18 protein-coding genes are annotated in these 19,527 nt (G+C 71.0%); 9 read left to right on the top strand and 9 right to left on the bottom strand.

Annotated features, from left to right (window positions below):
- Positions 1-36: 36 nt before the first annotated feature.
- From ABIA38_RS33990 to ABIA38_RS34015, 6 genes are read right to left on the bottom strand one after another with little or no spacing between them, the layout of a single operon-like run.
- Positions 37-912 carry a thioesterase II family protein gene (locus tag ABIA38_RS33990; protein WP_424642770.1) on the bottom strand — a complete coding sequence of 292 codons (876 nt, stop codon included), beginning with the start codon at positions 910-912 and terminating at the stop codon, positions 37-39.
- On the bottom strand, positions 909-2,018 hold the full coding sequence (locus ABIA38_RS33995; RefSeq protein ID WP_424642771.1) for an alpha/beta hydrolase: 1,110 nt from the start codon (positions 2,016-2,018) through the stop codon (positions 909-911). The genes ABIA38_RS33990 and ABIA38_RS33995 overlap by 4 nt, the downstream gene beginning before the upstream one ends.
- Positions 2,015-2,956 (bottom strand): 2-oxo acid dehydrogenase subunit E2, encoded by a 942-nt coding sequence (locus ABIA38_RS34000; RefSeq protein WP_424642772.1) that lies wholly within the window; start codon positions 2,954-2,956, stop codon positions 2,015-2,017. Before ABIA38_RS34000 ends, ABIA38_RS33995 begins: the two co-directional genes overlap by 4 nt.
- Positions 2,953-3,189: an acyl carrier protein gene (locus ABIA38_RS34005; RefSeq protein WP_424642773.1), complete on the bottom strand. Its 237-nt coding sequence runs from the start codon at positions 3,187-3,189 to the stop codon at positions 2,953-2,955. The genes ABIA38_RS34000 and ABIA38_RS34005 overlap by 4 nt, the downstream gene beginning before the upstream one ends.
- The gene (locus ABIA38_RS34010; RefSeq protein WP_424642774.1) at positions 3,186-5,111 is read right to left on the bottom strand and encodes an HAD-IIIC family phosphatase; all 1,926 of its coding nucleotides are present in this window, start codon (positions 5,109-5,111) and stop codon (positions 3,186-3,188) included. Before ABIA38_RS34010 ends, ABIA38_RS34005 begins: the two co-directional genes overlap by 4 nt.
- Positions 5,108-6,139 (bottom strand): 3-oxoacyl-ACP synthase III family protein, encoded by a 1,032-nt coding sequence (locus ABIA38_RS34015; protein ID WP_424642775.1) that lies wholly within the window; start codon positions 6,137-6,139, stop codon positions 5,108-5,110. Before ABIA38_RS34015 ends, ABIA38_RS34010 begins: the two co-directional genes overlap by 4 nt.
- Before the next feature lie 320 nt (positions 6,140-6,459).
- Between ABIA38_RS34015 and ABIA38_RS34020 the strand changes: the two genes are divergently transcribed.
- Genes ABIA38_RS34020 through ABIA38_RS34040 form a run of 5 tightly spaced genes read left to right on the top strand, consistent with a single transcriptional unit; the run spans position 6,460 to position 13,120 of the window.
- Positions 6,460-8,115, top strand: a complete 1,656-nt coding sequence (locus ABIA38_RS34020; protein ID WP_424642776.1) for an ABC transporter substrate-binding protein — start codon at positions 6,460-6,462, stop codon at positions 8,113-8,115.
- Positions 8,116-8,117: 2 nt separating this feature from the next.
- The gene (locus ABIA38_RS34025; protein ID WP_424642777.1) at positions 8,118-9,056 is read left to right on the top strand and encodes an ABC transporter permease; all 939 of its coding nucleotides are present in this window, start codon (positions 8,118-8,120) and stop codon (positions 9,054-9,056) included.
- Complete coding sequence (locus ABIA38_RS34030; RefSeq protein ID WP_424642778.1) at positions 9,053-10,360, top strand: amidohydrolase family protein; 1,308 nt, start codon at positions 9,053-9,055, stop codon at positions 10,358-10,360. The genes ABIA38_RS34025 and ABIA38_RS34030 overlap by 4 nt, the downstream gene beginning before the upstream one ends.
- Positions 10,357-11,250 (top strand): ABC transporter permease, encoded by an 894-nt coding sequence (locus ABIA38_RS34035; RefSeq protein ID WP_424642779.1) that lies wholly within the window; start codon positions 10,357-10,359, stop codon positions 11,248-11,250. The genes ABIA38_RS34030 and ABIA38_RS34035 overlap by 4 nt, the downstream gene beginning before the upstream one ends.
- A complete protein-coding gene (locus tag ABIA38_RS34040) occupies positions 11,237-13,120 on the top strand; it encodes a dipeptide ABC transporter ATP-binding protein (protein ID WP_424642780.1) in 1,884 nt (627 codons plus the stop codon). Before ABIA38_RS34035 ends, ABIA38_RS34040 begins: the two co-directional genes overlap by 14 nt.
- 75 nt (positions 13,121-13,195) lie before the next feature.
- On the opposite strand, the gene ABIA38_RS34045 is transcribed toward ABIA38_RS34040, so the two are convergent.
- Complete coding sequence (locus ABIA38_RS34045) at positions 13,196-14,317, bottom strand: glycerophosphodiester phosphodiesterase (RefSeq protein WP_424642781.1); 1,122 nt, start codon at positions 14,315-14,317, stop codon at positions 13,196-13,198.
- A 235-nt stretch (positions 14,318-14,552) separates the two neighbouring features.
- Here ABIA38_RS34045 and ABIA38_RS34050 point away from each other — a divergent pair, with 235 nt between their 5' ends.
- A complete protein-coding gene (locus tag ABIA38_RS34050; RefSeq protein WP_424642782.1) occupies positions 14,553-14,705 on the top strand; it encodes a hypothetical protein in 153 nt (50 codons plus the stop codon).
- 492 nt (positions 14,706-15,197) lie between these two features.
- Positions 15,198-15,737 carry an RICIN domain-containing protein gene (locus tag ABIA38_RS34055; protein ID WP_424642783.1) on the top strand — a complete coding sequence of 180 codons (540 nt, stop codon included), beginning with the start codon at positions 15,198-15,200 and terminating at the stop codon, positions 15,735-15,737.
- Between the two features lie 124 nt (positions 15,738-15,861).
- Here the strand turns inward: ABIA38_RS34055 and ABIA38_RS34060 are convergent, their stop codons facing one another.
- Both ABIA38_RS34060 and ABIA38_RS34065 read right to left on the bottom strand, forming a co-directional pair.
- On the bottom strand, positions 15,862-16,326 hold the full coding sequence (locus ABIA38_RS34060; protein ID WP_424642784.1) for a DUF397 domain-containing protein: 465 nt from the start codon (positions 16,324-16,326) through the stop codon (positions 15,862-15,864).
- The gene (locus ABIA38_RS34065) at positions 16,323-17,108 is read right to left on the bottom strand and encodes a helix-turn-helix domain-containing protein (RefSeq protein WP_424642831.1); all 786 of its coding nucleotides are present in this window, start codon (positions 17,106-17,108) and stop codon (positions 16,323-16,325) included. The genes ABIA38_RS34060 and ABIA38_RS34065 overlap by 4 nt, the downstream gene beginning before the upstream one ends.
- 239 nt (positions 17,109-17,347) lie before the next feature.
- On the opposite strand from ABIA38_RS34065, the gene ABIA38_RS34070 reads away from it, so the two are divergent.
- Together ABIA38_RS34070 and ABIA38_RS34075 are read left to right on the top strand one after the other, a co-directional pair.
- Complete coding sequence (locus ABIA38_RS34070; protein WP_424642785.1) at positions 17,348-17,851, top strand: ATP-binding protein; 504 nt, start codon at positions 17,348-17,350, stop codon at positions 17,849-17,851.
- 259 nt (positions 17,852-18,110) lie between these two features.
- Complete coding sequence (locus ABIA38_RS34075) at positions 18,111-19,520, top strand: M1 family metallopeptidase (RefSeq protein WP_424642786.1); 1,410 nt, start codon at positions 18,111-18,113, stop codon at positions 19,518-19,520.
- The last annotated feature ends 7 nt before the right edge of the window (positions 19,521-19,527 follow it).

The following is a 19,527-nucleotide window of genomic DNA, read 5'->3' on the forward strand; positions in this document are numbered from 1 at the left end:
GGGGCCGCGCTCGCGACCCCACCGGACCGCCCTCGGTCAGCAGGGCCGGACGCCCGCCGGCACGCGCAGCAGCGGCGCCAACCACCGGGCCGGGAAGGCCGCTTCCGGGTCCTGTGCGAAGAAGTGGCCGCCCTGCGGGACGTGTACTCGGCAACTCGCCGAGGTGTAGCCGCGCCAGGCCGCCGCCTGCGCCACCGGGACCAGCGGGTCGGTGGCGCCGACGAAGACCTCGATCGGGCAGGGGAGGGGTACGAGTCGATCCGGGCCCGGGCCCCGGTCGGTGCCGGTGCCCGGTGGTGTGCGGCCCCGAATCGGGTCGGTGGCGCACAACCGCAGGTCGTCGCGGAGCAGCGCGACCGCCGCCTGTCGCCACTGCGGATAGCCGAGCACCGCCGCCGACATGCCGCCGATGTCCAGGAGCAACCGGGCCAGTTCGTCGTCCGAGCGGGTCGCCGCGGTGTCCAGCGGGGTGCGCAGATGTGGGGCCGAACACGCGCCGACCACAAGGCGTTCGGGCAGTGGGCGACCGCGCTCGAAGCGCAGTCGGGTCAGCGCGTGGGCGACCAGTGCGCCCATGCTGTGCCCGTAGAACGCGTACGGCTGATCGGTCAGCCACGGGTCCAGGTCGGCGTCCAGTTCGGCGACCAGTTCGGTCAGGTCCCGGGCGCGCGGCTCGCGGGCCCGGCCCTCACGGCCCGGCAGTTGGATCGGCAGGACGCTGATCGCCGGCCCGAGCGCACGCTGCCAGGCGCCGAACGAGGAGGCCGCGCCGCCGGCGTGGTGGAAGCAGAACAGTCGCAGCGGGGGCGTGAGTTCGTCCCGTCCGCCGAACCCGCCGACCCCGCCCGGTGCTTCGGGTGCTTCGGGTTCGCGGAGCAGGAAGCGAGGCGAGGTGGCGATCCCGGCGGTCATCCGCCGCCGCCCGGGCGGGAGAGCCGACGGCGCAGCCGGAGTACACCCAACAGGCCCTCCAGGACCGCCCGTTGGGGCGTGCGGGCGTCCATCATGCGCAGCACCGAGACGATGGTCCACAGCCGGGTCTCGGTGACATGCCGGGGGGAGCCGTGTACGTCGTCGTAGGTGTTCAGGCTCAGCTGCCGGACATGGGCGCGAAGCAACTCCGGGTCGGCGGCCGGGATGATCTCGTCGCGCAGGCTCACCGTGCAGGCCACCGGGATGTCCAGGGCGGCGAGTTGATCCGGCGTCAGCGCCCAGTCGGCCAGGTGGCCGTGCAGGTGCTCCGGCTTGGCGCCGGTCAGTCGGGCCAGCGTGTCCACGGTCACCCGGGGCAGCTTGGCCTGCCAGTCGGCGTCGGTGAAGAACGTGCTCACCGGGGCTCCTGCGGTGGCGATGCCCCGGATCCGGGGGTCCGACACCGCGCAGCGCAGCGCCAGATGGCCGCTGAAGCTGAGCGCGACGGCGTACGTCCGGGACACGTCGGCACGATCGGCCACCGCATCCAGGACGCCGGACAGGATGCGCCAGCTGTCCCCGTCGTAGGCGAGCGTGTTCTCCCCGACGCCGGGCATCTCGGTGACCACCCCGGCCAGGCCGAGCCGACGGGCCAGCAGGAGTACCGGGGCCCACTGCTCCTTGATGCTCACGATGCCGCCGGTGACCAGGAGCAGCGGCTTGCGTACCGCGTCGGGGCCGGTGGCCAGGCCGGTGGCCCAGCAGCCCACGGTGCCGCCCGGCAGGTCGAGGTCCAGGCGTTCCAGGTCGGGCTGTTCGGCGGCCCAGCGGCCGAACGTGTCCACACAGCCGGCCAGGGCCTGTTGCCGGGCCGGGCCGTCGACGTAGGGGAAGCGGGCCATGTTGTAGTCGCGGCAGGCGTCGAGCAGCTTGCCATCGCCCGCAAGGCGGGCCGCGCCCCGGGACCACTCGCGCGCCCAGGAGCCGGGCGCGCCGTCCTCGTCGTTGTCGATCCGGTCCAGGAGTTCGCCATAGTGCGCCGCCGGGATGTTCTGAGCCTTGGCGTGCACGAGGACGAACTGCTTGAGTTCGTCGATGTCGTTCACCGGCGACTGCCTTCCGGGGTGGGTGCACGGGTGGGGGTGGGAGTGGGATCCGGGCGGGCTTCCGGGTGGGCCGCTTCGGTTTCGGCTTTGGCCTCGGTTGCGGCCCCGGCTTCGGCTTCGGCCGCGGAAGCCGAGACCGCGGCCGAGACCGCGGCCGAGGCCGCGACCACCGGGCCCGGCGCGGCGAACTCCTCCAGGGCCCGTTTGATCTCGGTGAGCACGTCGGCGGCCTCCGCGCCGTCGATCACCCGGTGGTCGAAGGCCAGGTTGAGTCGCAGGATCGGGGCGATCACGATCTCCCCGTCGCGCACCACCGGGCGCTCCACGATCCGGCCCACGCCCAGCGTCACCGTGGTGCCGCCGACCGAGTGGAACCCGTCCACCGCGCGATGCCCAAGGGAGGTCACCGCGAAGGTGCCGAACCGGCGGGCGCGGTTGCCCAACGGCCGCACGGCCCGCCCGAATGCGAAAGCGCCGAGCGCCTTGGGCAGCCGGTGCAGCCGGGCCAGCGGGGCGAATTCGGGCAGTTGCGCGGGGTCGCCGTCGGCGTAGTGCCACACCTGGCGCTGGATCTCGGCCAGGCTCGCCCGGTCCAGATCGGGCAGCACCGCGGACAGCACCACCCGGCGACCGCCGAGCGTCTTGTCCAGGGTCAGCTTGCCGTGCACCGACGCGTACCGCCGCACGCGGGGTACCGCCTTGCCGCGCGCCGCCGCGTTGGCCTCGGGATGGTCGGCCAACACCCTGGCCGCGCCGTGCAGTACGTACGACACCACCGAGTACGGCCGGCCGCCCGCCCTGGTCGCCGCACGATGCGCGAGTACCGAGGTCATGTCCACCTCGGTGTCCAGGAAGACGGGCGCGAAGGCGCGGATCTCGCGCAGGAAGTACAACGTGTGCCGGCGCTCGCGCGCGACCGGGACCCCGGCGCCGCTCATCCGGACACCGCCAGTGTGTAGACCGCCTCCAGGCTGGTCGCCTCCAGCACGTCCGGCAGCGAGATCCGCCGACCGGTGTGTTTCTCCAGCGCGGTGAGCAACCACAGCAGGTGCACCGAGTCCCAGCCGGCCACCTGGTCGAAGGCCAGCCGGGCGGTCTCCGAGGTCACCGGCAGGCCCAGTTCGTCGCGGACCAGGGCGACGAAGTCGTCCAGATTGTGCAAGGTGCTCATTGTTCGGGCTCCCCTTCGAAGATCTCGGTCAGCGCGACATGGGTCGGCACGGTGACGATGTCCACCAGGTCGTGCCGGAAGGTCAGCAACTCGGTGTCGGTGTCGGTGGCGGTGTCGGTCGGCACCGGGGTGAAGCCGTATCGGGGGTAGAGGTCGCGGACCTTGCCGTTCTTGGCGGCGGGCCGGAAGGTGCCGTACACCGCCTTGGCGCCGGTGTCGCGGGCATGGCGGAGCAGCGCGGACAGCGCGGACTGCTCCACACCCCGGGCGAACACCCGGCAGCTGAGCAGCATGTTGTCCACGTGCAGCACGTCGTCCGCGCGGTGCGCGAGGATCGCGCCGACCAGGCCGTTGGCGCCGAACCGGTCGGCGGTGTGGATGGCCAGGACCAGCACGTTCGGGTCGGCGGCCAGGGTCTGTACGGCGGCCGGTTGCAGTCGGTCCGTGGTGAGGTTGAACTGATTGGTACGCAGGGTGAGTTGGGAGACCCGGGACAGGTCGGCGGGGGCGGCGGGGGCGATGCGTACGGTGACGCCCAGCTCGGCCAGGTAGTCGTCCAGCGAGGCGAACGAGTCCAGGAAGTCGCGTCGGTCGAGCTCGTCCCGGTAGCGCGAGGTGCGGGCCTGGTCCTCGGCGGTCAGCTCGCGGGTGTCGAACCAGCCGTCGGCCAACAGGCGAGCCGGGTGCAGCGCGGGTTCCGCGTCCAGCCGGATCACCGCCACCTCCGGCAACTCGCGCCGGACCAGGCCGCATTCGTAGGGGCTGTCGTCGACGAAGACGAAACTGTCCACGCCCAGATTGAGCGCGGTGGCCAGCTCGGCCAGGTTCTCGTGCTTGGGCGCCCAGTTGGCCACGACCCGGACGAAGTCCGCCTCGCGAAGCGTCATTCCGGGGTGGTCGCGCAGTGCCTCGCGGACCGGTTCGGCGTCGTTCTTGCTGACCGCGGCGAGCAGGATGCCCTGGGCGCCGAGTTGTTTGACCACCCGCTGGAAGGCGGTGAACGCCTCGCCCCGATAGCCGGAGCCGATCTCGATGCCCTCGATCCCGTCGTCGCCCAGCACGCCGCCCCACAGCGTGTTGTCCAGGTCCAGGACCAACACCTTGCGGGTCCGGCCGACCAGGTTGCGGGCCAGGTGGGCGACCTCGCGGGCGTACCCGGCCAGCAGTTCGGCGGAGAGGTGCGCCTTGGCGTAGACGTTCAGCCGGGCCTCGGTGGCCGGGATGCCGTCGGCCAGGAGCGGATCCAGGTCCAGGACGAGCACCGAGGCGTGCGCCTCGCCGATCCGCAACAGACGGGCGTTGGCCTCGCGCCACAACCCGCCGAGCCGGGCCCGGGAGCGGTGGTCGACCAGTTGCGCGGTGTACGCGCGCGGCAGCGGCAGGGTGTTGAGCACCAGGGTGCCGGTGCCGAGGTCGGCATAGCGGGCCGCGAGTTGCTCGATCAGGGCGACCTTGGCGGCCAGAGTCCGTTCGACGTCGGCCGGCGTCCACGGGACCGGTATCTCGTCGAAGACCACCGCCGCGTCCAGGACACACAACACCAGATCGGCCCGGGAGGCGTACAACTCGCTGTCCGGGTCGGATAGTTCGAAGACGTAGCTGTCGAAGTCGGTGAGCCGCGGGCGGGACACCAGGCCGTGCCGGGCCAGTTCGCCGGTGAGCGGGCCGGTGAGGGCGGACAGCGTGCCGTGTCCGGTGACGGTGATCGATACGGCCCGTACGCCCGGGTGCGCCGCGGTCACCGCCGCCGGATCCAGGCGGGACAACAGCAGCCCGGCCCGGGCCGGTTCGTCACCGGATGCCTCGGCGAGCAGCTCGCGCACCCTCGGATAGTCGGCGAGCAGCCGATCGGCCCGATGCAGGGCGAGCAGTTCGTCGACGCCGGTGGGGGCGGGCGCGGGGGTGGTGTGTGTCGTGGTCACAGCTTCTCCAGGGCGAAGCCCGCCTTGATCCACTTGCTGGACTCGACCGCGATGCCCACGGCGCGGTCGCCGGTGGCCATCTTCGGTAGCGCGCGCTCCAGTTGCAGGAAGGGCAGTGCGTTGCCGTTGTTGCCGGTCTCGTGTACGCAGGTGACCTCCTGCGCGCGGGGCACCTCGAGGGTCTGCATGATGCGCGCGGTCATCCGGCCGGAGAGTTGCGGCGGCAGTATGTAGTCGACGTCGTCCGCGGCCCAGTCGAGATCGTCCAGGAGTTCGGCGAGGATCTCGCCCGCCATCACCGGGACCGATTCCTCGATCATCTTGTAGTCCTCGCTCGCCGCCGGCCGGTCGGCGTGCCGATCGGCCAGGCCGAACCACTCGATCACCTGGCCCGGTGGTCGGCCGAGGCCGGTCAGCCGGTTGACCAGGGCGCGGATCACCACCGAGCCGGGGACCGGTTCGGTGCTCAGCACGGCGGCACCGGCGCCGTCGCCGAAGAGCACGAAGTTGACCAGCTCCTCCGGGGACAGCGCGCGCAGGTCCACGTCGAGGTCGAAGTGTTTGGCGGACATGTCGCCGCCGAGCACGAGCGCGGTGCGATGGCGGCCGCCGGCGAGCAGGGTGCCTGCCACGTCGAGCGCCTGGATCGCCCCCGCGCAGCCGGACTGGAGCTGGTAGGTGGGGAGTTCGTTGATGCCGAGGCGGTCGGCGACGATGTTCACCGTCGCGGGCATCAGTACGTCCGGGGTGGCCGTACCCATCACCACCACGTCCACGTCGCCCGCCGCGACCCCTGCGTCGGCCAGCGCGCGCTCCGCCGCCGTGGTGGCCAAGTCGGCCAGGGTGTAGCGGATTTCACCGCTGTCCAGGTCGACCGACAGGTGCCGGGTGCGGGTGCCGATGAAGACGTCGATCCACTGCTCCCACACCGCCTCCATGCCGAATCGCCGGGCCAGCGCGGCGTTGTCCACGGCCGGGCCCGGAAGGGCCGTACCGACCGCGAGGATGTGGATATCCGAGGCGTTCATCCATGCCCTTCCTTCGGGTGTACGGCTGTTGCCGTCGGCGGGGGTCGCATCGGTCAGGCTGGGCGGGGGCGCTGTGGGCTCGCTAAAACGCGGCTAAGCCCGGCCCGTCCGGCTTCCACTGCCCGCCGTCCGGCGCCGGCCCGGCGTCTGCGCGTCTTCGTCCGCCCCTCGGCCGGCTTCAGTGCGGCTTTAGCGCCGCTCCCGAGAGTGATCGATCAACGTCCCCGGGTCCGGTCCCCGGCAACCGGTTCCGCCGTCGTCGCCCCACGGGTTCCGCGTCCACCGGACGGCGGCCGGCCACACCATCGAGGAGCCCCAGCATGCACAGGATCGTTCGACGCGCGGCCCGGGGCAGACCCGGTCCGCTGGTGGCCCTCGGCGCGGCCCTGGCGCTGCTCGCCTCGGGCTGTGCGGCGAACGACGGACCCGCCGAACAGGCGGGCGCGGGCCCGCGCCCGGGCGGCACGCTGAGCTTCGCCACCGACGTCGAACCGGCCTGCATCGACCCCGCGGTCAGCCCGCTGGACGTCACCGCGCTGATCGACCGCAACATCTTCGACTCGCTGGTGAACCTGACCCCGGACGGGGCGATCCACCCGTGGCTGGCCCGGAGTTGGGACGTCTCGCCGGACGGCCTGGGCTACACCTTCCGGCTGCGCACCGGGGTGCGCTTCCACGACGGCGGCGAACTGGACGCGGCGGCGGTGAAGACGAGCCTGGACCACGTGGTCGACCCGAAGACCAAGTCCCAGGGCGCGGCCGGCCTGATGGCCGCCTACAAGGGCAGCGAGGTGGTCGACCCCACGACGATCCGCATCACCCTCTCCCGCCCCTACGCGCCGTTCCTCCAGGTGCTCAGCACCGCCTACCTGGGCATCCAGTCGCCCAGGTCGCTGACCGGCAATGCGGCGGGAGTGTGCGCGCGGCCGGTCGGCTCGGGGCCGTTCCGCTTCGAGAAGTGGACCAAGAAGCAGAGCATCTCGCTGCGCCGCAACCCCGAATACGCCTGGGCACCGCCGACCGCCGGGCACGACGGCCCGGCCCATCTGGACGGGCTGAGCATCCGGTTCATCACCGAGAACGCGGTCCGGGTCGGTGCGCTGACCAGTGGTCAGGTGGATGTGATCGGCAGCCTGCCCGCCGCGAACGTGCGCACCGTCAAGCGGGACGGCTCGTTGCAACTGCTGCGCGCGGATGCGCCCGGCGGGGTGTACAGCATCTTCCTCAACGCCAAGCGCGGACCCTTCGCGGACGAGCGGGTCCGGATCGCCTTCCAGCGCTCGGTGGACGTGGACGGGCTGATCAAGGCGATCTACTTCGGCCAGTACCACCGCGCGTGGGGACCGCTGAGCCCCAACGGTGTGGGCTACGACCCGGCGGTGGAGGGCAGTTGGCCGCGTGATCGGGCACTGGCCGATCGGCTGCTCGACGAGGCCGGCTGGACCGGGCGCGACTCGGACGGCGTGCGCACCCGCAACGGGCAACGACTGAGCCTGCGTTGGCCGGTACTCACCGCCAAGGTCCGGGAATCGCGGGACATCCTCGGCGAGGGCATCCAGGCCCAGGCCCGGCAGGTCGGCATCGACGTCGACCGGGTGGGCCAGGACACCGGCAGCTACAGCAAGGACGTCTACGCCGGCAACATGGACATCTGGGACACCAGCAATGTGCGGGCCGAACCCGACGTGCTGCGCACCCTGTTCGGCTCCGGCCAGACGCTGGCCAAGGGCGGGCTCAACGTCTTCAAGCTGGCCGATCCGCAGATCGACGGCTGGCTCGACCGGGCGGCGGCGGCCGGCGATCCGGCCGTCCGCGCGGACAACTACCGGCAGTTGCAGGAATTCCTGGTCAAGCACGCCTTGACGGTGCCGATGTATGTGCCGACCTACCTGATCGGCGCCGACAAGAAGGTGCACGGCGTGACCTTCGAGGCCGCCGCGTTCCCACTGTTCTACGACGCCTGGTTGGGGAAGTGACCATGCGCTCCACACTCTTGCGGTGGCTGGTCCGCCGCCTGCTGCTGGCCGTACTGGTTCTGCTCGGTGCGGCCACCCTGGCCTTCGGCGCGATGCGACTGACCCCCGGCGACCCGGTCCGGGTGATGCTCGGCGGCAGCACGCCCACCCCCGACGCGGTCGCGCAGATCCGCTCGGATATGGACCTGGACCGGCCGCTGATCGAGCAGTACGGCAACTTCCTCGGCCGGCTCCTGCACGGCGACCTGGGCACCTCCTACCAACTCAACGACTCCGTCGGGGACATCATCGGCAGTCAGCTGTGGCCCACCGTGCAACTGGCCCTGGCCGGCTTCCTGATCGCCATCGTGCTCGCGCTGATCCTGGCGGTGGCCACGGCGGGCCGGCGACCGGCGTTGCGCCGATTGTCCTCCGGGATCGAACTGATCCTCACCTCCAGCCCGAGCTTTTGGGTCGGCGTACTCCTGCTCACCGTGTTCTCGTTCCATCTGCGGCTGTTCCCGGCGACCGGCGGTACCAGTCTGCGCGGCCTGGTCCTGCCCGCGGTCACGCTCAGCCTGAGCATGGTCGGGGTGTTCACCCAGGTGTTGCGCGAGGGACTGGAACGGGCCCTGGAGGAACCGTTCGTGACCAGTTCCAGGGCGCGCGGCACCGGGGAGACCACGGTGCGCCTGCGGCACGCGCTGCGGCACGCCACGGTCGCGCTGATCACCCTGTCCGGCTGGGTGGTCGGCGCGCTCCTGGGCGGCGCGGTGGTGGTGGAGAGCGTCTTCAGCCGCCAGGGCCTGGGCCGCACGCTGGCCACCGCGATCTCCTCGCGGGACCTCAATGTCGTCACCGGCATCGTGGTGGTCTCCGCACTGCTGTTCACCGTGATCAACCTGGTCGTGGACTGGCTGTACCGGGTCGTGGACCCCCGACTGAAAGAGGCGAGCTGGTGACCACGAGGATCCTCAGCGCGGATGTAGTGCTGCCGGGGCCGGCGGGCGAGGCGATCGGGGACGGCGCGGTGCTGGTCCGCGACGGGGTGATCGCCGACCTCGGACCACGCGCCGAGGTGGCGGCCCGCGCCGAACCCGGCACGCCGCACCGCGAGTTCCCCGGCGCGACCATCCTGCCCGGACTGATCGACACGCACGTGCACCTGAGCCTGGACCCCGGCGCGGCGCAGGCCACCGCGGTGGCCGAGGCCGACGACGGCGAACTGCTGCTCGCGATGGCCGGACACGCCCGCCGACTCCTGGACGTCGGGGTGACCACCGTGCGCGACCTCGGCGGTCGAGGCAACCTGGCCGGCCGGCTGCGCGACGCGGTTGCCGCCGGCCACCTGCCCGGTCCGCGCGTCCTCACCGCCGGCGCGCCGATCACGGTCACCGGCGGCCACTTCTGGTTCCTCGGCGGCGAGGCGGACGGCATCCCCGAGATCCGCGCCGCGGTTCGACGCAACCTGCGGGCCGGCGTCGACGTGATCAAGCTGCTCGTCAACGGCAGCCGGCTGACCCCCGGCGGCCCGCGCGGTTGGCATCGGCAATTGACCGACGAGGAGATCGCCGCCGCCGTCGAGGAGGCCCGCCGCTTCGGCCGCCCGGTGGCCGCACACGTGCTCGGCGCGGACGCGATCGAGGCATCGCTTACGGCCGGTGTCCGGACCCTGGAGCACTGTTCGTTCGGGACACCCGCCGGGCCGGTGATCGAACCCGAGGCGCGCGACGCGCTGATCGCCACGATCGCGGCGAGCGGCGCGTTCGTGTGCCCGACCTGGAGCATCACGATGAGCGAGACCGCCGCACGAGTCGGCGAGGAACGTATGCGGCCCTGGCTGGAGGTGGCCCGGCAGCAGTACGAGAACGGGGTCAAGCTGATCGCCGGCACCGACGCGGGCACGCCGGGAGTGCCGTTCGAGCTGTATGTCGACGGCCTGGAGTGGTTCGTCCGCGCGGGCATCCCGACCGAGGCCGCGTTGGAGAGTGCCACGGTGATCGCGGCCGATGCGCTGGGTTTGGCGGAGCGTACCGGCCGGCTGGCGCCCGGCCTGGACGCGGACCTGATCGTGGTGGCCGGCGATCCGCGCGAGGACCTGGCCGTACTGCGCGACGTGCAAGTGGTGTTGGCGCGCGGGCGGGTGCACACGCCGGCCGGCAGCGGGCTTGGTGCGCGGGCCGGGTCGGTACGGGCGGGTGTGGTCGGCGAGTTCGCGGTCGGCGAGGGCGTCGGTGCCGGCGTCGCGGAACGGAGTCCGGTATGACCACCCTCGACCTCGGCACCTTCAGCGGGAAGGCGAACACCCGTAGCCGGGGCCGGCCGTGGGATCGGGCGCGGACCCTGCGTCCCGGCATCGTGGTGGCCTGGGTGGTGTTGGCCCTGATCGTGCTCGCCGCGTTGTGGCCGGGCCTGTTCGCGACCGATCCGCCGAACACGATCGACCCGGTCCACGGACTCGAAGGACCCGGCGCGGACCACCTGTTCGGCACCGATCAACTCGGCCGCGACGTATTCAGCCGGGTCGTGCACGGCGCGCGGCCCTCACTGCTGATCGGCCTGGGTTCCACGCTGGTCGCGGTGGTGGCCGGCGCGCTGCTCGGGGTGCTCGCGGCCAGTGGCGGGCGAGTACTCGACGAGGCGATCATGCGGGTGACCGACATCCTGCTCGCCTTCCCCGGGCTGCTGCTCGCACTGATCGTGGTCTCGGTGCTCGGCCCCGGAACGGGCAATGCCACCCTCGCCATCGGGATCGCCGCGACCCCCGGGTTCGTCCGCCTGTCCCGAGGCCAGGCGCTGGTGGTGCGCGACTCGGACTACGTCCGGGCCGCGGTCACCTTCGGCCGCCGGCGGGCCGGGATCCACCTCGGCCACATCCTGCCCAACGCGCTGCCGCCACTCCTGGTGTTTGCCACGGTCAACATCGGCACCGCGATCATCGCCGGCTCCTCGCTCAGCTTCCTGGGCCTGGGACCGCAGGCGCCCACCGCCGAATGGGGCGCGATGCTCGCCCAGTCCCGCGACCTCCTGGAGATCGCCTGGGCACCGGCGGTCTTCCCGGGCCTGGCGGTGACCGTGACGGTGATCGCGGTCAACGTGGTCGGCCGCAACCTGCAACGTCGATTCGAAGGGCGGCGCGTCGATGCCGGCCAGTGACACCCGTACCACCTCGGCCCCGGTGGCCCAGGCCGCTCCGCAGGCCCCCACACTCGTGGTCGACGGGCTCGATGTGGCCTTCGGACGCGGCGCCGACCGGATACCCGCCGTGCGTGGGGTGAGCTTCACCCTCGCCGCCGGGGAATGCCTGGCCATCGTCGGCGAATCCGGCTCCGGGAAGAGCGTCACCGCACGCTCCCTGGTCGGCCTGGCCGGCCCCGGTTCGACCGTGCGTGCGGATCGCCTGGAACTGGACGGCGACGACCTCACGACACTCGACAACCGCCGCTGGCGGGCGGTGCGCGGGCAGCGGATCGGCTTTGTGCTCCAGGACGCGCTGGTCTCCCTCGACCCGCTGCGCCGGGTCGGCGCGGAGATCGCCGAGACGCTGGCCAACCATCGCATCGTGCCCGGCCGGGAGCGGGCGGCCCGGGCGGTCGCACTGCTCGACGAGGCCCGGGTGCCCGAACCCGAGTTGCGGGCCCGGCAATACCCGCACCAGCTCTCCGGCGGGCTGCGCCAGCGGGCGCTGATCGCGTCGGCGCTGGCCGCCGAGCCGTCGGTGGTGATCGCGGACGAGCCGACCACGGCGCTCGATGTCACCGTGCAGGCCCGGATCCTGGACCTGCTCGCGGCGAAGAAGGCGGCGGGTACGGCGATTCTGCTGATCAGCCACGACCTGTCGGTGGTGGCGCGGCTGGCCGACCGGGTGGCGGTGATGTATCGGGGCCGGTTCCTGGAGGAGGGCCGGGTCGAGGACCTGCTGCGCGATCCGGCACACCCGTATACCCGGGCGCTGTTGGCGGCGGTGCCGTCGGCGCGTGCGCGCCGGACTCGGTTGTCGCTGCCGGTGCCGGTGCCGGCGCCCGCGTCGGGTGCGTCGGTTGCTGCGTCGGCCGAGGACCGGTGCTCGTACGCGGCGCGCTGCCCGCTGGTCACCGACGCGTGCCGGACCGAGCCGTTGCCGCGCGTGGAGATCGGGCCCGGTCACACCGCGTACTGCCGGCATCCGGCCGAGCCGTGGCCGACGGTGCCCGGGGGCGCCGCCGAACCGGTTCGCGAACGGGTGGACACCACCGCGGACTTGGTGGCGGACGTGGTGCTGGAGGTACGCGGCGTCGGGAAGAGCTATCGGGGGCCGGACCGGGTCGAGCGAGCCGCCGTGCAGGACGTCTCGTTCACCCTGCGGGCCGGCCAATCCCTGGGCGTACTGGGCGAGTCCGGCTCCGGGAAGACCACCCTCGCGCAACTGGTCCTGGGCCTGCTGCCGCCGGACACCGGGGAGATCAGCCTGCTCGGGCGGCCCTGGTCCGGCCGCCCCGAGGCGGAGCGGCGCGCGCTGCGCCGGCACATCCAACACGTCCAGCAGGACCCGCTCGGTTCGTTCGACCCGCGCTGGACGGTCGAGCGGGTGGTCGGCGAGGCATTGGGCGCGTACACCCGCCGCTCCGCCCGGGCGGCCCGGGATCGGATCGACGAACTCCTGCACCTGGTCGGCCTGGACGCCGCGGTCGCCGACCGGCGTCCCCGGCAGCTCTCCGGCGGCCAGCGGCAACGGGTCGCGATCGCCCGGGCGCTGGCACCCGAGCCGGACCTGGTGGTCTGCGACGAACCGGTCTCGGCGCTGGATGTGTCCATCCAGGCGCAGATCCTCGACCTGTTCGCCGATCTGCGCGAACGCCTCGGCGTGGCCCTGCTGTTCATCTCACACGACCTCGGCGTGATCCATCACACCAGCGATCACGTGATCGTCATGCAGTCCGGCCGGATCGTCGAATCCGGGCCGGTCGACGAGCTGTTCCGCGCGCCGAAACATCCCTATACCCAGGAACTCCTGTCCGCACTGCCACAGTTGCCGGTCCGGGCGTAGACATGGGGAAGGGCCCCGCGCCGCCGCTGTGCCGGGCGGTGCGGGGCCCTTCGGCGGTTCGGCCGGCCGGGGGCGCTACCGGCCCAGACCCGTGCGGGCCGCCACCGCGGTGTCCGCCTGGTCGGCGAAGACGCCGTCCAGGCCGAGGCCGTAGAAAAGTTCGTACTCGGACGTGATGTCACCACGCGCGTTCGGGTCGGCGCCGAGCCGGAAGTCCACCGGCAGGAACTGGTTCTCCGCACGGAACGTCCAGGCGTGCACCAGGAGTCCGGCGCGGTGCGCGTCCTTGATGATCGTGGTCGGCGGGAGCAACTTTCCGGCCGCGTCGCGGGGGACGATCATGTTCTTGTTGGTTCCGATGCCGTCCGCGTAGCCGCGGATCCACTTCAGGCCCTCGGGCTTCGCGAGATCCGCGTACGTACGCGGGTCGTTCGCCACCACGAAGTCGTACGGCCGGCCCGACGCGTCCATCAACTGGATCAGCGGGACGTCGATCATCTTGTCCAGCTTGCGCAGGCTGGTGGTCTCGAAGGACTGGATGTAGACCTTGTCCTTGCGCCCGGTGAGGTGGTTCTGCTTGAGGACCCGCACCAACGGCTCCTCCAGGCCCAGACCGATCGACCGGAAGTAGGTCGGGTGCTTGGTCTCCGGGTAGACACCGATGGTGCGGTGCACCCGGCGGCCCTCGGTCCTGGCCAGGTCCAGGATCTCCTGGAAGGTGGGCACCTCGAACTTGCCGTCGAAGGTGGTGTTGGTCGGCCGCACCTGCGGCAGCCGCTCCTTCGCGCGCAGCGTCTTGAGCTCGGCGAGGGTCAGGTCCTCGGTGAACCACCCGGTGACCGGCGTCCCGTCGATGGTCTTGGTGGTCTTGCGCGCCGCGAACTCCGGGTGCGCGGCCACATCCGTGGTGCCCGAGATGTCGTTCTCGTGCCGCGCGACCAGCACGCCGTCCTTGGTGGACACCAGGTCGGGCTCTATGTAGTCGGCGCCGAGCCGAATCGCGAGCCGGTAGCTCTCCAGGGTGTGCTCGGGGCGGTAACCACTGGCCCCTCGGTGTCCGATCACGATCGGGTGGGTCGACGGTCGCCCCGAGGCCGCGGAGGTGTCGTCCTGAGCCGCGGCGGCGGGGACCGCGATCACGGTCGCCAGCAGCACGCCGGCCACACCGAGCGCGGGAAGGATACGTCGCAAGGCCATCTCCTGTTGTCGTCCCGACACGGCCAAACACCGCGCGGGAACACGAATCGTGCAGACACGCCGAGTCAACCGCCACCAGACGACGCCCGGCCAGGACCAACCTGGCGCACGGATGAACCTAAGGAAAACGTCCGCCGTCCACCGCCGGGGCGGGCATTGCCCGAAGCAGCCGAGTGGGCCCACCCTGGAGGGTGGCACGCGATTGTGCCGTAGGGAACGGAAGGGAGTCTCGCTCATGAATCTTCGTCGCTGGGTCGCGTGTGCGTTCCTGGCCGTCGTCGCGGGAGTGGCGGGCGTGGCCACCGCGGGCGCCGCTTCGGGTGCGACGGCGATCGAGTACGGGTCGACCCACACGGTCGCCGCCACCGCCATCGAGTACGGCCTGTAGACGAGTCGAGCCCGCCCGACGGCAACCGGATCGGGCGGGCGCACACCCGGCCCTGGCGACCGGCCGCCTCCGCCGCGTCCACAGGGCCGGCCGCCGGGGCGGGCCCTGCTGATCCGAGACGAATCCGGGCTGCGGCTACGGCTGTTCGCGAGACGCGTGGACGGCGATCGGCCCGAACCACGCGGGGGCTTCGAGTGTGGTGAGCGTGGTGAATCGGCCACCGGTGAGCGTCTCGACGGCCCGTTTCCGTATCTTGCGTGCAGCGCCGGCCAGGTGCTCGTATAGGGCCGGGACCAGGTCGGCGGTGACGTCGATGGTTGTCGAATCCTTGGGCCTGGCCGAGTCGTTGCCCGAGGTAGCTACGCAGAACCGCCCCGAACAGGTCCGCTTCCACGCTTCCCCTCGCTGTACGGCCGCCCGCGCGCGTTCGACGCCACCGCACCGGTCCGGCCGGGTTCAACGCTTCCCGGACTCGATGAGGAGACGATTGTGATGATGCGCAGGAAGCTTGCCGGGATCGCCGCCGTCGCGGCGATCACCACCGCAGGACTTGCCGCCGCCACGCCGGCCGACGCCGCCACCATCAGGGGAGGGCACGTCACCGCTCCGGGCAGCCGCGTCACCACACTCGCGGCACAGAGCGGCGGCGTCGGCTACGTGAACGTGGTCCAGTACGCAACGGGGCACTGTCTGGACGGCAACGGCGCCGGCAGCGTCTACGCCTCGGCCTGTGGGCCCTCCGACAACCCGTACCAGCGGTGGAACATTTACGGGGACAACACCGGCTACTTCACCGTGGTCCAGTACGCAACGGGACGCTGCTTGGACAGCAACGGCGCCGGCAGCGTCTACACCTCGGTCTGTGGGCCCGCCGACAACCCCTACCAGCACTGGAAGGCTGGTCCCTTCACCGGGGCGAGCTTCCAGAACGTCGCGACCGGCCGACTCCTGGACGGAAACGGTTCGAGCGTCTACACGTCCGTTCCCGCCAACTCCGACAACCCGTACCAGATCTGGACCAATAGGTTCTAGCGCAGCAAGGGCCGCGCCCGTTCCCGGAAACCCGGCAGCGGGCGCGGCCCCAGGCCCGGCCACGTGACCGTCGACGGAACCGCGTCGCCACGCACCGAGACCACGAATTGCACGCGCCGTGCGGCTATGCGGTCAGGGTGGATCGATCGGAAGTCGCCCCGATGAACCGGGACCACGCGTCGGACGACATCGCAAGGACGGGTCCGATGGGCTGCTTCGAGTCTCGGACGTACACGGCTTCGGTGGTCGTGGCGGTCTCCACGCACTGGCCCCCTTCGCCGCTGCTGTGGGTGCTCTTGACCCATGCGGTCTCCACGCACTGGCCGCCTTCGGCGCCGCTGTAGCTGCTCTTGACCCATGCGGTCCCCGGTACGGCCGGATCGGCGCCGTGCCGAGCGTAAGCGACGAACCCGGACCAGGCCTCGGGCCCAAGGGTCAGGATCGGCCCTGCGACGCGCTTCGAGTCTCGGACGTGCACGGCTTCGGTGGTCGTGGCGGTCTCCACGCACTCACCACCTTCGCCGCCGCTGTAGCTGCTCTTGATCCATGCGGTCTCCGGTACGGGTGGCGTGGCGCGTTGAACGGTCATTGTTCTCCCAGCAGTTGCTCGATGAAGGCCAACGACTCACTCGGAGTGAGCGCCTGAGAGCGTAGGATGCCATAGCGGGATACGAGTTTGTGGATCTTCAGGTGCCCTGTGTGGACGCTGCTGTCGCCTTGCACTTCGGTGTACGCGATGCGCTTACCCTGTGCGGTGTCGATCAGGTTGAACGGGCCGTCAAGACCTGCGTGATCCTCGCAGTCGATGGGCATGATCTGTACCTCGACGTTGCGTTCCTGGCCGGCGAGGAGGATGTGCTCCCACTGGCCACGTAGCGTTGCCCGACCGCCGATCGGTCTGCGGAGCACGGCCTCCTCGATGACGAAGCTCATCAGCGGCGCCGGTTGCCGACTGAAGATCTGCTGTCGAGCCAGTCGTGCCGCCAACCGCTGCTCGATCACCTCGTCGTCCAGCAACGGCCGTTGCATCCGAAACACGGTCCGCGTGTAGTCCTCGGTCTGCAATAGACCCGGCACCGCCTGCGTCGCGTACACGGAGAGCGCCGCCGCCTGGGACTCCAACTGCGCCGCGTCCCGGAAGAATGCCGGGTACTGGGCGCGGACCATGTCCTCCTTGACGGCCTTGAGGACGCCCCCGGCGTCGAGTGCGTCGTCCGCCCTGTCGATGAACTTCGGCGGCGGGATGCGCCGACCTTGCTCGTATGCGGCGATCGTCGCCGCTGAATACCCCATCTGCGTGCCGAACGTGGCTCGCTCGTGTCCCGCCCTGATCCGCAACACCTTCAACTGCCGTCCGAACGCGGCGACCATGCCCGTTCCCGGCTCGTCCTCCGGTTGTTGCCCGATCGTCTCGTGCTCGGACGCTTCCTGCTCGGACGTTTCCTGCTCGTGTCGATCCACTGGCCTCACCACCTCCCCAACTCAACGCGCGACCGGGTCCGTCGGCACGGGGCGCCCCGCGTACTACGCCGCACCTCGGCGCCGACAACTCCGAAACGTCTGTGTGTTGCCCCTCGTCACGCTACGCCACCGGAGGGAGCGTTGGCGGCATGTTGATCAAGTCCGACACATCAGTTGAAAGCGCCATGCCCACCCCGCTCGCCGAGCCCGGCCGGCAATTCGCCATGCGCTTCGGGGCCGCACCACTCGGCGTACGTCTCGCCCGCCGAATGGGCGCACTTCGGCTGCACGAATGGGGCGTGGCCGACGGCAGCGACTCGCACGACGTGCTGGTGCTGATCGTGGGTGAGCTTTGCGCAAATGCCGTGCGTCATGGCCACGTTCCGGGGCAGGACTGCCGCCTGCGGTTGGCTACGGACGGTGCGATCGTCCGCGTGGAGGTCACCGACGCCCGGACCGGGCCATTGCCGAATCCCGTACCCACCACCGCTGCCGCCGAGTCGGGGCGCGGGCTGCTGCTCGTGGTTGGTTCGGCGTCCGGATGGGGTTGGTATCCGGAAGCCGGCGGCCGAGGAAAGACCGTGTGGGCCGAACTGAGTCTCGACGGCGAGGCCCTGCCTTCGTTCGGCGACTGCTTCCGGTCCGACACCTGATTCGGCGCGCATGTGCGGCAATTGGGCCGACTCGGAGGTGGCCACAGGTGTCACCCGGATGAACAGGTCGTGTCTATTCATCGTTCGCGGGTTCGATCGTAGAGTGATGGCCGGCGCGGAGCGCGGGGTCGGGGTGCAGCTCGTGGACGACGCCGGGTTTCGCTTTCGGATGTGAGTCGATCGTGCGCCATGTCGGAATCGTCGGCCCGGTGATGTGTCGTCGGGTCGGCGTCGAGCCACGACACAGGAGGCCAACACCTTGGCATCGAAGATCACTCGTCCCCTGCTCGCGCTCGTCGCGACGCCCGTGCTCGCGGCCCTCCTGGTGGGGGCCGGCACCCCGGCCCAGGCGAACGGCGGCGGTACGCCCGGTGCCCCCGGTGCGGGCGATCCGTACTTCCCCTTCTCCGGGAACGGCGGCATCCACGTCGTGCACTACGGCCTCGACCTGGACTACACGCCGGCGGCCAAGCAGCTCCAGGCCACCGCGGATCTGACCGTCACGGCCACCCAGAAGCTCAGTTCGTTCAATCTGGACCTGTCCGGACTGACCGTGGACAGCGTGCGGATCGACGGCCGGCGGGTCGAGTTCGGCCGCGCGGGCAACGAGCTGACGATCACCCCGGGCCGCGCGCTGGATCGAGGTCGCCGGTTTCACGTGGTGATCGCCTACTCGGGGGTGCCGGCGCAGGTGAGCGATCCGGACGGCTCCCCGGACGGGTGGATCATCCGGCCGGACGGCTCGGTGTTCAACGCCAACGAGCCGCAGGGCGCGATGACCTGGTTCCCGAGCAACAGCCACCCGAGCGACAAGTCGCGCTTCGATATCAAGGTCACCGTGCCCGACGGTTGGACCGCGGTGTCCAACGGCCGGTTGCGGGATCGGCGCAGCCGGGACGGGAAGACCACGTTCGTGTGGCGCGAGTCCCGGCCGATGGCCGCCTATCTGGCCACCGCCAGTATCGGCAGGTTCGAGGTCGAGCAGTACACCACCGCGAGCGGCCTGCCGGTCTACAACGCGGTGGTGCCCAGTCAGGCCGCGGCGACCAAGCCCGTACTGGACCAGCTCCCGGCCATCATCGACTGGGAGACCAAGCTCTTCGGCCGGTATCCGTTCGAGGCCGCGGGCGCCATCGTCGAGGACGCACCCGAAGTCGGCTACGCGCTGGAGTCGCAGACCAGGCCGATCTACGACCGGGCGCCCAAGATCGACACGGTCGTCCACGAGACCGCGCACCAGTGGTTCGGCGACTCGGTCACCCTGACCAAGTGGCAGGACATCTGGCTGAACGAGGGCTTCGCCACCTACGCCGAGTGGTTGTGGCACGCGGAGCACGGCGGCCTGAGCACGGCTCAGCAGTTCGCCGCCGACTACGCGCTGCCGGATACCGACAAGTTGTGGGAGTTCCCGGCCGGCGACCCGGGGGACGGCGCGCACATCTTCGGCAAGCCGCCGTACGAGCGTGGTGCCATGGTCCTGGAGAAGCTCCGACAGACCGTCGGCGACCGGGAGTTCTTCGCCATCCTCAGGTCCTGGGCGAGCGAACACCGCTACGGCCACGGCGACACCGCGCAGTTCATCGCGCTGAGCGAGTGGGTCTCCGGGCAGAACCTGGACGCCCTGTTCGCCACGTGGCTCTACGGGAAGGGCAAGCCCGCGAATCCGTGACCCGACG

Origin of the sequence: Embleya sp. AB8, from assembly GCF_049739465.1 — a bacterium.
Classification (GTDB): Bacteria; Actinomycetota; Actinomycetes; order Streptomycetales; family Streptomycetaceae; genus Embleya.